General features: G+C 46.8%; 10 protein-coding genes. 6 read left to right on the forward strand and 4 right to left on the reverse strand.

The features are described 5' to 3' along the window. Positions 1–9 precede the first annotated feature (9 nt). The 6 genes from LQ777_RS24485 (at position 10) to LQ777_RS24510 (ending at position 9,493) form a co-directional block, all read left to right on the forward strand. Positions 10–1,473 (forward strand): RagB/SusD family nutrient uptake outer membrane protein, encoded by a 1,464-nt coding sequence (locus tag LQ777_RS24485; RefSeq protein WP_232563096.1) that lies wholly within the window; start codon positions 10–12, stop codon positions 1,471–1,473. 84 nt (positions 1,474–1,557) lie between these two features. Further along, entirely contained in the window at positions 1,558–3,561 is a 2,004-nt protein-coding gene (locus LQ777_RS24490) for an FAD-dependent oxidoreductase (RefSeq protein ID WP_232563097.1), read from the forward strand. A 233-nt stretch (positions 3,562–3,794) separates the two neighbouring features. Then, complete coding sequence (locus tag LQ777_RS24495) at positions 3,795–5,297, forward strand: FAD-dependent oxidoreductase (protein WP_425276961.1); 1,503 nt, start codon at positions 3,795–3,797, stop codon at positions 5,295–5,297. Positions 5,298–5,914: 617 nt separating this feature from the next. Beyond that, complete coding sequence (locus LQ777_RS24500; RefSeq protein ID WP_232563099.1) at positions 5,915–6,334, forward strand: BLUF domain-containing protein; 420 nt, start codon at positions 5,915–5,917, stop codon at positions 6,332–6,334. A 69-nt stretch (positions 6,335–6,403) separates the two neighbouring features. Then, positions 6,404–6,826, forward strand: a complete 423-nt coding sequence (locus LQ777_RS24505) for a BLUF domain-containing protein (protein ID WP_232563100.1) — start codon at positions 6,404–6,406, stop codon at positions 6,824–6,826. Between the two features lie 126 nt (positions 6,827–6,952). Then, positions 6,953–9,493 carry a PAS domain-containing sensor histidine kinase gene (locus LQ777_RS24510; RefSeq protein ID WP_232563101.1) on the forward strand — a complete coding sequence of 847 codons (2,541 nt, stop codon included), beginning with the start codon at positions 6,953–6,955 and terminating at the stop codon, positions 9,491–9,493. 46 nt (positions 9,494–9,539) lie between these two features. On the opposite strand, the gene LQ777_RS24515 is transcribed toward LQ777_RS24510, so the two are convergent. From LQ777_RS24515 to LQ777_RS24530, 4 genes are all read right to left on the reverse strand, one after another. Next, entirely contained in the window at positions 9,540–10,268 is a 729-nt protein-coding gene (locus tag LQ777_RS24515) for a hypothetical protein (protein WP_232563102.1), read from the reverse strand. 153 nt (positions 10,269–10,421) lie between these two features. Continuing rightward, positions 10,422–10,862 (reverse strand): response regulator, encoded by a 441-nt coding sequence (locus tag LQ777_RS24520; protein ID WP_232563103.1) that lies wholly within the window; start codon positions 10,860–10,862, stop codon positions 10,422–10,424. Between the two features lie 494 nt (positions 10,863–11,356). After that, a complete protein-coding gene (locus tag LQ777_RS24525; RefSeq protein ID WP_232563104.1) occupies positions 11,357–12,484 on the reverse strand; it encodes a sensor histidine kinase in 1,128 nt (375 codons plus the stop codon). Positions 12,485–12,744: 260 nt separating this feature from the next. Next, positions 12,745–12,996, reverse strand: a complete 252-nt coding sequence (locus tag LQ777_RS24530) for a hypothetical protein (RefSeq protein WP_232563105.1) — start codon at positions 12,994–12,996, stop codon at positions 12,745–12,747. Positions 12,997–13,137 lie beyond the last annotated feature (141 nt).

Below are 13,137 nucleotides of genomic sequence, written 5' to 3' on the forward strand. Positions count from 1 at the left end.
GCCCAATTCATGAAAAAGATACTATTCATTATTGCCACTTTAGCCGTGTTTTCTTCCTGCGAAACCGCATTGGAAGAAGTTCCGGTTGATCGCCTGACCGAGGAGAATTTTTACCAAAATGCCACCGATGCCCGTTCCGCGACCTACGCTATTTATCAGGCAATCCGGGAGTTCGGCTATTATGGCACAGTACACCTGCTCGAACAGGAAGCGAATACCGACTACGCCAACGGACGTGGTTCTTACGCCATTATCAGCGAATACCAGGGGCTGGATGGAACAAACATCGGTCGGGTTGAAGGAATCTGGGCGTTTTGTTACCGGGCTATTCTGCGTGCCAATATTGCCCTGGAGCGTATTCCGGCCATTGCCATGAACGAAAATGATAAAAAGACGTTGCTGGCCGAGGCTCGGTTCCTGCGGGCGCTGGTGTATTATGACCTGGTACGTGGCTGGGGACCGGTACCGATCCGGACAGTCTCTAAAGGGTCAAACGACGTTGCTCGTTCCCCGGTAGCGGATGTCTACAAACTCATTCTGGATGATCTGGCGGTGGCTGAGGCCGACTTACCCGCAGCACCGGTTGTCGCCGGTCAGCCAACAAAATGGGCAGCCAAAACGTTTCTGGCCGATGTGTACCTGACGCGGGGAGAATGGGCGTTGGCGCGCGATAAAGCCAAGGAGGTGATGGACGCTAAAGTGTATTCGCTCGTTCCGGTACAAACGGTTGCCGACTTTGAAAAGATCTACGGAGCTACGGCCATCACTAGTTCAGAGGATATTTTTTCGCTGAAATACTCGTCGGCGGGTGGTCAGGGCTTCCAGTATCTGCTTTACATTCACGCTGAGAATACGCAATACTCACCGCCCGGTTTCCGCACCATTTATGCACGGCAGACGTTTCCGCTCATTGCTAACTGGGATGCTAAAGATTTGCGTAAGGAGTTCAATCTATACGGCCAATACGTAAACCGCACAACGGGCCAGACCATTACCTTACCCGTAAATGAGCCTTATCAGTTTCGCAAATTTAAGGACCCCTCTTCCGTAGCGGCCAACGCCAGTGGCAACGATCTTCCCATTTTCCGGTATGCCGATGCGCTCTTGATTTACGCCGAAGCAGCCAGCCAGGCCGCCGGTGGACCAGCCGCTGACGCCTATGCTGCTGTCAATCAGGTTCGGCGGAGAGCTTACGGTGTGGATATCAACACACCGAACGCTGCTGTTGATCTGGTTGGTTTAAGCGCGCAGGCGTTCCGGGATGCGGTACTTCAGGAAAGAGCCTACGAGTTTATGATTGAAGGCAAGCGCTGGAACGACCTCAAGCGGTTGGGCGTCGACAGACTAAAAGCCATTATTCTGGCGGCTAAAGGCAAAACGGTTAAAGAGTCGCACCTGCTATGGCCCATTCCGAAAGTGGAGATTGACAACAACGGATTGATCAACGCCGAGGACCAGAATCCTGGCTACTAACTACTATTTAGAATTACGTTCAGGTGGTCGCACCAACTGCTGATCGCCTGAACCAATTTTTATCAACTGTCTTATTCTGTACTTATGAAAAAAACGGGGCTATACCTCCTGTGCTTGCTATTGCTAACGCTTTTAGGCAACGTTCAGGCGCAGAACCAGTCGTACGATATCTGTATTTACGGCGGTACATCGGCGGGTGTCATCGCAGCTTATACCGCAAAGAAAACCGGAAAGACGGTACTGCTGATCGAACCGGGCCGGCATCTGGGTGGCATGAGTTCGGGCGGTCTGGGCTACACGGATATTGGGAACAAATACGCCATTACGGGATTGGCCAACGATTTTTACAGACGGATGGGTCAGCACTACGGCAAGTTTGAACAATGGATCTTTGAGCCTAGTGTAGCCGAAAACCTGTTCAAGGACTATTGCAAACGGGGAGATGTTCCAGTTCTATACGAACACCGGTTGGTCGATGTCGAGAAAAAAGGTACTACTATTCAGCAGATTACGCTCGAAAGCTCCACAAAGCCTACCAAATCTACCAACCGGACAATCCGGGCCAAAATGTTCATTGACTGTTCCTACGAAGGTGATTTGATGGCGAAAGCCGGGGTTTCGTACACGGTTGGGCGCGAGGCCAACAGCCAGTACAACGAAACGTTCAACGGCGTTCAGGTCATGGAAGGACACCAGATGCCCGAGGGTACTGATCCTTATGTTACACCAGGCGATTCTAAAAGCGGTTTACTATGGGGTATTCATCCAACAAGCCCGCAGCCCGCCGGATCGGGGGACAAAAAGATTCAGGCTTACAACTTCCGCATCTGCCTGACTAACAAACCGGAAAACCGGGTACCCATCACCAAACCTGACGATTACGACCCCAAGAAATACGAACTGTTGCTTCGGATTATCGAGAAACGGGGTTGGAAATCAATCAATAATGTCTTTATCTGGAGCCTGATGCCCAATGGTAAAACGGACATTAATAACCGAAATGGGTTCTCGACCGATATGATTGGTATGAACTGGGCCTACCCGGATGCGGATCATACCACCCGTGCCAAAATCTGGAACGACCACGTCAGCTACACCAAAGGGTTACTGTACTTTGTGGGCAATGACCCCCGAATACCGGCGGCTATGCGCGACGAAATGCAAAAATGGGGCTATCCCAAGGATGAGTACACCGACAACGGTAACTGGACTCATCAACTCTACGTTCGGGAGGCCCGGCGGCTGGTTGGCGAACTAGTGATGACGCAGAATCATTGTCAGGGTCGCGAAACGGTAACGGACGGCGTGGGCATGGCGGCTTACACGATGGACTCGCACAACTGCGACCGGCAGATTATCGATGGGTTTGTGAAAAACGAGGGTAATGTCGAAAAGGGAGGCTTCGGGCCGTATCCGGTTTCATACCGCGCCATCATTCCCAAACAGAAAGAAGTTAGTAATCTGCTGGTTCCGGTTTGTTTGTCAGCCACGCACATTGCCTACGGCTCTATTCGGATGGAACCCGTGTTCATGGTGCTGGGTCAGTCGGCTGCGGTAGCTGCGGGTATGGCGATTGATGCCAAACAGTCTGTTCAGGCCATTGATGTAAAAAAATTACAGCAACGACTGGCATCTAACCCACTTGCCGACGGAAGTGCGCCCGATATTCTGATAGCCAGTGACAATGCCGCTCAGACAACGACGCAGGGAAGTTGGGTAGAACGTACATCCGGTGGTTACGGTCCTTCGTTTTTTGTCGATACGACGGGTCATCAGGAAGCAAAATCCATTCGCTTCAAACCCACCATTCCTAAAGCGGGTAAATACGCGATTTACACTTACGTACCCAAAGTACCGAAAGCCTCTTCTCAGTCAACCATTGACGTCTTTGACGGTCAACGGAAAATGGAGAAAACGATTAGTAGTGCGGATGTGAAAGTAGCGGGTCAAACTTCTGGCGAATGGGTGCATCTGGGCGATTATCAACTGCCCGCCGGAAATAACGCTTATGTTGAAATCAGTAGTAAAGGCGCAACGGGTCCCGTTGTTGCCGATGACGTTCTGTTTGTTCCTGAAAAACGGCTATAACTTTTCTATTAGACCTAACACTTTATTGATTGACAATGACTAAACCCTCCTTTTCTGGATTAATATCTTCTGTTAACGAGTTCGTAGCAAGTCTGATTGTAAGCTGCTTAGCGCTTTTGTTAACTGTTTTTACCGCTGCTAATGCCGCCCGACCAGTGGCGGTTCGACGCGCCGATGTTATTATTTACGGAGGAACGGCATCTGCCGTGACAGCCGCCGTTCAGGTAAAAAAAATGGGTAAGTCGGTGCTGATTGTTTCGCCGGACAAACACCTCGGGGGACTGTCGTCGGGCGGATTAGGCTTTACCGATACGGGTAATAAAGAAGTAATTGGAGGCTTATCCCGCGAATTTTACCAGCGCCTTTATCAGCACTATCAACAGGATTCGGCCTGGAAATGGCAGAAACGGGATGAGTACGGCAACAAAGGACAGGGGACACCGGCTATCGATGGCAACGCTCGTACCATGTGGATTTTTGAACCCCACGCGGCTGAGCAGGTTTTTGAGGATTTCGTTCGGGAAAATAAGCTGACGGTTTACCGAAACGAATGGCTTGATCGGTCATCGAAGGGCGTTACAAAAAAAGGAAGTGCCATTCAATCGTTTCGTACGCTGAGCGGACAGATTTACGAGGGTAAGATGTTTATCGACGCTACTTACGAAGGCGACCTGATGGCCGCTGCGGGGGTACGTTACCATGTGGGGCGGGAAGCAAACAGCGTGTATGGGGAAACTTGGAATGGCGTGCAGCCCAATGTGTTCCAGCACGGTCATTATTTCAAAGCCAACGTCAGCCCTTATAAAGTGCCAGGAGATCCCAAAAGTGGTTTACTGCCCGAAATCGCTCCGGATGGGCCAGGCGAAAAAGGGGCGGGTGACCATAAAATTCAGGCGTATTGTTTTCGGATGTGCATGACGAACAACCCCGAAAACCGCGTTCCGTTCCCGAAGCCCGAAGGGTACGACCCAACTCGTTATGAGTTGCTGGGCCGGGTATTTGACAGTGGCTGGCGCGAAACCTTCCAGAAATTTGATCCAATCCCGAACCGTAAGACGGATACCAATAACCACGGGCCGTTCAGCAGCGATTATCTCGGTAAAAATTATGATTATCCCGACGCTACGTACGACCGTCGGCGGCAGATTATCCGGGATCATCAACTGTATCAGCAGGGGTTGCTGTACTTTATGGCCAATGATAAACGCGTTCCGGATGACGTTCGGCAGGCGGTAAGTCAGTGGGGACTGGCGAAGGATGAGTTTACCGACAACGGCAACTGGCCGCACCAGATTTATGTTCGCGAAGCCCGGCGGATGCTCGGTATGTTTGTGATGAAAGAAGCCGACGCGCTGGGAAAAACGGATGTACCCCAACCCATCGGCATGGGTTCCTACGCGCTGGACGCGCACAATGCCCAGCGATACGTCCGGCCAGATGGTTTTGTGCAGAACGAGGGGGATATTGGCGTACATCCTGATAAACCTTATTCCATTTCTTACGGCTCTATTTTGCCCAAGGAGTCTGAATGCAATAACCTGCTGGTGCCGGTCTGCGTATCCAGTTCACACATCGCCTACGGTTCGATTCGGATGGAGCCGGTCTTTATGATCCTAGGCCAGTCAGCCGCTACTGCCGCTGTCCTTTCGATTGATAACAAGGTAGCGCCCCAGCGGTTGCCTTACGCGACCTTAAAAGCAGTACTTTTGAAAGATCAGCAACGATTGACTTTATAAGGTCTCGCATCTAGGAAAGTAGAGAGAGTCATTCGAGAAAGAGTGGCTCTCTAATAAGTTTCTACGACAAAACAGTCGACCAGGTCATGCGTACAGCTATGCTATACGAGTTACATTGGAGTCAATGATTTACTCCATTAAATCGCCTTTTGTATAGTTGTGTGTATTTATCATTTTTGTCATAACCTCAAATTCTGTAGCTATATAACCGTATTTGATAGGTGCTTGAAGCGGCACGCAACACAGTACTGTCAAAAAACGCTTTTAGGCGCATTGGATAAATAATTTTATTCAAGCGAACTCATGCAGGCTATTCAGTTACTAATTCAAAACAGTATCGAAATCAAGTGGTGGATTCGAAAGCATTTACGTAAATAATTTAATTATCAATGAATTAACATATATAATACTACCAAAGAAAACACACAGATAATTGATCGACTTAGCGAGATATAATTGGCCTTACGCTGACTGACGGCGCTGGCCAAAATGGGAATTATTTTATTGAGTTTGCGGGAGTATATTTATTGTAATTTTGTAGGCTAGTCGATGTCGGAATAAATTTCCGACCAACTGTTGTTGTTGATAAAGAGTATTCTAAATCGTCATAGTATCCTGTGGAGCAGTGTATAGTTTACTTTAGTTCTTCTCCTGACTTATCCGATCAGCAGATTAAAACTATTGTCGAGCAGAGCCGATTGAACAACGCCAAATCGGGTATCACCGGGGTCATGCTGTACGTACGAGGTAACATCATTCAGGTTCTTGAAGGAGAAAAAGAAGCAGTGGAGATGCTCTATGAACGAATTCAGCTGGATAGCCGACACGCTCAGGTAACAACCGTGCTGTCGCGACCTATCTCGGAACGGTTGTTCAGCGCTTGGTGGATGGGTTTTGAAACACTGACGGATCGTCAACTCGAAGAGATAACAGCGTTGATTGATCTGGAAACGAAAGAGAGCCTTGCTGACCAACCGACCGACCATATTCTCTTGCGGACGCTAAAAGTTTTTTACGAAAGCAACCGCTATAATTAAGCGTTTTTAAACCCACAGATTAAAAATTCTGTTTAGCGAACAGTAAACTGTTCCGTTAGTATTTTAGAAATGGATTATTGCATTACTTACTTCAGCACCGCCGTCGAATCGACCACTGAGCACGACATAATGGATATCGTCGAGTTCAGTCGAATCAAAAACGCCCGATTAGGGGTTACGGGCGTGCTGCTTTATGTTAAGGGTAACATTGTGCAAGTGCTGGAGGGTGAGCAGCCACTCGTGGAAGAATTGTATAACAGCATCCGCAAAGATCCTCGGCATACAGATGTTAGAACAGTTATTAGCCAGCCTATATCCCAACGGTTATTTAGTCATTGGTACATGGGTTATGAAACGGTGACTACTCAGCAATATGAGGAGGTGGAGGGTATTATTTCGACTGATAACCAAGACAATAAGTCTTTCGATCCCAACCAGCCGGTTATTCTTCGCATGCTCCAGCGCTTTTTTGAACTTACTCATCGTCCCTGAAAAACAAATGGTTTAAGACAACGACTGTGTGGATTCGAGTAGTGGCTGATGATCAACAAATTTTATTGACACAAAGAAAACCGATCCATTAAACGTTTCGTTGGTAAGCGACAAGCTGTGCCTTTTATGATGGATCAATCATCTTACTTCCCTTTCTTGCCCAATAGCCAAGCCGAACAGGAGCGCCTGCGGTATGCCATTCAGGCAGCTCAGGTAGGCACGTGGCATTTTGATATCAGTCAACAGCAGGTATGGTGGGATAAGCGTTGTCAGGAATTATTCGGCTCTCAAGAAAGTGGTGTTATTGCCTATCGTCAGCTTCTTGAGCTGGTCTATGAAGAAGACCGTCAGCGTTTTAGTGAAGCTATCAAAGTAGCTTTTGATCCTTCGTCAGCAGGCTACTACGATGTTCAGTTTCGTACGGTTGGCACCCAAGACGGTCAGCCGCATTGGTTGCACTGTCAAGGGCGGGCTTATGTAGATGTTTTAGGAGCTGCCTATCGACTCTCAGGGGTTGCTCGCGACATTACCGTTCAGGTACATACACAGCAGCAACTCGAAGCCAGTAAAGCCCGCTTTCGGAGTATAGTCCTTAATTCTCCCACGCCTACAGTTCTTTTTGTCGGTCGAGACATGGTGATTGACACGGTCAACATGCCTATGCTTCAGATATGGGGTAAGGATGAGTCCGTAATGGGTCAATCGCTTTACCAGGCGGTGCCCGAACTGGCCAGCCAGCCATTGCTGGAGCAATTACAGCGGGTCTACGATAGGGGAGAAGCTTATAAAAATACCAAGGGTAAGGCAAAAGTCGTTGTTGACGAGCAGTGGCAACAGTCCTGGTTCAACTTTTCCTATAATCCGGTATATACGGAGGAAGGGACTATCTTCGGTTTTATACACACAGCTACTGATGTAACGAGGGAGGTCCTGGCTCTTCAGCAATTACAGCGCAGCGAAGTTCGCTTTCGTAGCTTAATTGAGGAAGCGCCGGTTGCTACCTGCCTCCTGGTAGGCCGCGAGTTTAAAATAGAAGTGGCTAATGAGTTCATATCCGCTATTTTTAGTGGACAAAAAGAGTTGATTGGCCAGCCTCTGGTCGATGCTCTACCGGAGCTTCGGAATCAGCCGTTATTAGCCATTTTAGGTAAAGTTTTCGATACCGGGGAAACGTATTCAACGCAGGGTGCACGAGCCGATTTTTTTGTTGACGGTGCACCCCGAACAAATTACGTTGATTGCACGGCCAAGCCCCTGTTCAATGAGCAGGGAGAGGTATATGCAATCCTGGTAATGGCCACTGATGTTACGAAGCAGGTACTTGCTCAGCAGGTAATTCAACGTAGTGAAGAGCAAAAAACGTTCTTATTGCAACTGACGGACCAGCTTCGCAGTCTCACCAGCCCGTCGGAAGTGTACTATCAGGCTGCTTGTTTGCTTGGACCATACCTTGGCGTTGACCGTATCGGGTATGCTCAAGAAAAGAATGACAGGCAATCTGTTCTGATAATGCCTAACTACACAAACGGAGTTGATGATTGGCAGGGTGAACAAAGCTTTGCCGACTATGGACCGCTGCTGGCTGGCTTTGATGACAACCGTATTATAGTTCGTCCTGATGTTGCCAATGATCCAACGCTTGGTGAACAACAAAAAGAAGCCCATCGATTACGGCAATTGGGTTCGACGCTTAACAAGCCATTGGTATTAAAAGATGGATCTGTCACTATTTTGTTCATCCATTATCGTCAGGCGCGTTATTGGACCGCTGATGAGTTAATGCTCGTAGATGACGTTAGTGCTCGTCTGGTTATCGCAGTCGAACGCGCCAAAGCCGAGCAGGCTCTACGCGAAAGCGAACTGAAATATCGTCTTTTATCCGAGCAGCTGGAGCAGCGCGTATCTGATCGAACTCAGGAACTGGTTCAGGCGAATCAGGACCTTAAGCGTTCTAACGATAACTTACAACAATTTGCTTACGTAGCTAGTCATGACCTGCAAGAACCTCTTCGTAAGATTCAGTCCTTCAGTAGCTTATTAAGTGGACAGCTAGAAGGACCGTCAAACGAGACGGCTCAGAGCCATTTGTTGCGTATTTCTTCAGCTGGCGCTCGCATGTCCACATTGATCAAAGATTTGTTAGCCTACTCTCGCATCTCGACGCGTCAGCAAGTCTTTGGTCCCGTTTCCCTGACAGGAATCATTACAGAGGTACTTAGTCTGCTCGACTGGCAAATTGAGCAAAGTGACGCTCAGATCAAAGTCGATGAAATGCCCGTTATAAAGGGCGACGAAACACAGTTAACTCAGTTGTTTCAAAATTTGCTAGCCAATGCGCTTAAATTCGTAGCCCCCGGAAAAAAGCCGCAGGTGCATGTTCAGTATTTCTTATGCCCACAAAAGGAATTGCCGGCTGTGGTGCAACCGAGTATACAAACATCACATTACCACCAGATCAACGTCATTGATCAAGGCGTGGGCTTTGATATTAAGTATCTGGACCGCATTTTTCAGGTGTTTCAGCGGCTTCATAGCATGAGCGAGTTCTCTGGTACAGGGGTAGGGTTGGCAATCTGCCAACGTGTGGTGGAAAATCACGGAGGTGGAATTACCGCTAGTAGCGAGCCTGGACAAGGGTCAACGTTTAGCGTTTACTTGCCTGTATAAATCGGAGCAGTAATGCAAATACGGCATTACATTATAAATGGAGTTACTAAGTCTCACGCAAATACAAGGTAGTGATTCCTTGCCGTAGCTGGATTGGAAATGTATCTAACTCCCGGTCGACTATCTTATGATCGTGCGGTACGGGTTCACTAATGTATTCTGGATCGATGAATATTATATTTAGTCGCTCATGTACTTGGTGGCCAGGGCGTTCCGTGTGTTTAAGCAAATGCTCACTACTGGTAGTGGTTTTCATCGAAGCAAGATCATCAAAGTATCGGTACGTACAGTACCAATAGTAATACTTATGATGGTAATTCGAAAAGCAGGCCTGATAAGCATCAGGACGTTGACGGATTGTGCGTAAAATCTCGTCTGAACGCTGTAAATCTTTCTGTTCGTTGTAGCTAAGCTGTTGAAAAAGAGTACGGTTTAACAACTCATCACGGTAGTTTTTGATATGCTGTACTACCTGAATATGACTGACGGTACGCTCAATAGTATACTTATGTTTGTAAAAAAACGAAAGAGAAATAGCTGGTTTGTCATAGTTAACTAGTTTAAGGTTCTTAAAAGGTCTGCCGGGTCTATGGTAAGGCTTGTACTCTTTCATAAATTGCATTGGAATGAAATAGTACTCAAGCTGTTGATCGGCAGGCGGAATGTTACTAATCTGATTGACAAGTGGTGAAAGCTGTATAGCCTGATTTTTTAGTAAGGGCCGAATCGCTTGAATAGGCGCTTGTTCCTCTCGTTTAGTTGGTTTGTTAGCCATACGAATACCATGTATTATTTACTACAAAAGTAAATGATGTACAGAAATTAAAAAAGGATAGACCTGTTTGCTAAAAATAATTATTCACGCATTATTTTAAATAGCACAAACTTATCTTTAGCAAATAGGTCTATCAGCAAAAACGGGAGATTTCTAGTAGATGTCTTTACTTGTAAATCTGTTTGGATGCAGACAGTTTGACCAATAGGAAACAATTGATTGCAATTGACTTCGCAATTGCTCAATATTTGACTGTTTTTCAAAAAAGCCTTGAATTGTCAACTCATAGGCTTCTTCAACCAAATGTCGGTAAACCGGGTGAGTAAAGAAGATGAAAGGAATGGCCCGTTTACGTAATTCAGGATCTTCCTCTATCTGCCGACGTAATTCCAACCCACTCATCACCTTCATACTTACTTCGGAAATGATTAGAAAGGGACGCTGATCACTGGTTCTTAAGTAATCAATAGCTGACTGGCCATTATCAAAAAATAGTATAGGATTGTTAGGAGCAAGCTGTTCTAAGATAGGCTTGAAATACACTTGATCATCCTCGTCATCATCGATAAAGATAATTGGACCCGTTTTTTCCACTGTTGACTAAAATTATGGTTGTATCTTAGTATCAACCTATAATTGTTTAGAATAGTTAGAAAAAAGCAAAGCCTTTATTGATAAGTGGGAAAAGTAGCTGGAAATAACTGATCTATTGTGATACTTTAATCGACCTGTCTTTATAAAAGCGATTCTAAGTTTTACATAAATAATAAGCCAGCCCTCAAGCGAAGACTGGCTTACCTCCACTAAACAATTTATTCAACAGGTTGCAATATTACTTACAGATGAGTCAGTAATGAAATCGAACAATAGATTGAACTGATTTTAGGTGTATACAATAACAATACAGTTCACATTGTAAGTGAAATAGGTTTGACAAATTATGGTCGAGAAACCAGGTTTTGGAGTACGCTCATTTTTGTACTGCTTTGCTGCAACCTGGTTTACTTAAACAGGAGGGCCCATTACACTGATAGCCAACAATGTCGTTCATTCAATTAGAACAATCTGAAAATAATGTGGGTATCAATCTAATCCGGAAATTGCGTGAGCAGACGGATCCGAATAAGCGTACCCCGTTCTGGAATACTTTCAATTTCCATGCTGGCGTTCAATAGGTCACAAAGTCGTTTGGTGATTTGTAAACCTATACCTTCTCCTTTACCTAAGGGCAGGGTTTCGATTGTATGTTCCAGGTTCGGCTTCGCTGATACAGGTTGCCCTTCGTCCAAAGAAAGTACACTCGTTTCTTCGACAGTTGGCTTGAGCTGTTGGTGAAATAATTCCATTAGGCCGGCTGGTAAACCCGGCCCTGAATCGTGAACGCTAAAGACCCACCGCCAATCGTTTTCAGTTGACCACGATACGGAGACAATCGCTAAACGCTCCGGCGTTGATAGTGTGTATTTTAAGGCGTTAATCACTAAGTTTTGCGCGATCCGGTACACTTTTTCCCGGTCCGTTTTTACCTGTAAGTTGGCGGGTCCGTCTGCACGCAAAATAATACCGCGCTCTTTAGCCATGTCCTGCGCTGTGCTTACTAACTCTGTTAAGAGCTGAGCAGCATCAAACTCTTCGATTTTAAGCGGTTCCTGACCAGCTTCCAGCCGGGCAAGGTCAATCAGGTCTGTTAGCGACGATTGAACATTGCTCAGGTTTCGGTTCAGCATTTCTGTAAACCGTTTACGTTCTTCCTCGGTCAGTTCGTCCATGTTGAGAACTTGAGCTGCTCCACTAATCAGGCCCAGACCGGAGCGAAGGTCGTGAGACGACGTTCGCAGCAATTCCGTTCGTTGACGCGAAAGTTCCTCCATCTCCTGCAACGCTTTCTGTAAACTAGTGGCTCGGTTAGCTGCTTCCAGGCGCTGAAGTTCGTCAAGTTTAGTAATGCTCTCACCAACGGTTTGATTGATAAACACCATAATGTGCTGCTGTATCAACAAAATGGTATCGGGATCAGTATTGGGGAACAACTGCCGAAAAAGCCTTAATTCCTCGAATAAACTCATCGATAAATGATGAAACTCGCGTAATAAATCGGGTAGGTGGTGCGACTTTTGCCAGCGGTGTAACCCGTGCGACTGAGCCGCAGCGGCTAAATCCAATTGAGGTTTGATGCCTCTCAGTTGCTGCTCCAGGATGTCAAGAATAGCAGGCATGAGGTTGTTGAACTCCTCCCTGCTCAGGAGCGCTATTTTGGAAAGTCTAGGATCAGTTTGTGCGGTTGAACGCCAATTGTTCAATATGGCCTCACGACGGCTGAAGAGAAAGGCAATCAACTGATCAACAGTTTGAGGAGAGCTAAAAGGAGGTAAACTCATAAACGGATAGAGAGAAAGTGTACCAGACCCTTTACGGACTGATCGTTTCAGTAAATAAGAGCCGTCAACCAGTTCTATTGCTGATTTTACCGGAACGATCAGTCCGAGGTGGATTCTTCGTTGCTGCCTGGTGCTAGCTTTGTTCCTGACACCGTTTTGGTACCCATTTCTGCTGAGCCCGCCTGATCATCTGTATCGTTGTCGAAGCCCGCATCGTCTTCCACATCAGCGCCTACGCCCAAATCATCACTTGTCTCTACATCATCTCCCGTCCGGTCTGACGAGCCTGCATTGGCTACACTTGCGGCACCATTCGTAGTGGGAAAATACATTCTGATTTGCTTTTCCATTTGCTTAACCTTTATGTCTAAACTACGGGGCTGAACGGATAGCGATTCCAGTAGCCGAAAATTAGCATTTGGTTTTAAGCAGGGCGGCTACGTTAATGACTTCACTCGAAAACGTAACGGTCGAATTAAGTTTTCGACAAT

The organism is Spirosoma oryzicola (genome assembly GCF_021233055.1).
Lineage (GTDB): Bacteria > Bacteroidota > Bacteroidia > Cytophagales > Spirosomataceae > Spirosoma > Spirosoma oryzicola.

Excerpts from the sequence above, each read along its gene's own strand:
- LQ777_RS24485 (WP_232563096.1), top strand. The coding sequence starts at position 10 with ATGAAAAAGATACTATTCATTATTGCCACTTTAGCCGTGTTTTCTTCC.
- LQ777_RS24490 (WP_232563097.1), top strand. The coding sequence starts at position 1,558 with ATGAAAAAAACGGGGCTATACCTCCTGTGCTTGCTATTGCTAACGCTT.
- LQ777_RS24495 (WP_425276961.1), top strand. The coding sequence starts at position 3,795 with ATGGGTAAGTCGGTGCTGATTGTTTCGCCGGACAAACACCTCGGGGGA.
- LQ777_RS24505 (WP_232563100.1), top strand. The coding sequence starts at position 6,404 with ATGGATTATTGCATTACTTACTTCAGCACCGCCGTCGAATCGACCACT.
- LQ777_RS24510 (WP_232563101.1), top strand. The coding sequence starts at position 6,953 with ATGATGGATCAATCATCTTACTTCCCTTTCTTGCCCAATAGCCAAGCC.
- LQ777_RS24515 (WP_232563102.1), bottom strand. The coding sequence starts at position 10,268 with ATGGCTAACAAACCAACTAAACGAGAGGAACAAGCGCCTATTCAAGCG.
- LQ777_RS24525 (WP_232563104.1), bottom strand. The coding sequence starts at position 12,484 with ATGCCTGCTATTCTTGACATCCTGGAGCAGCAACTGAGAGGCATCAAA.
- LQ777_RS24530 (WP_232563105.1), bottom strand. The coding sequence starts at position 12,996 with ATGGAAAAGCAAATCAGAATGTATTTTCCCACTACGAATGGTGCCGCA.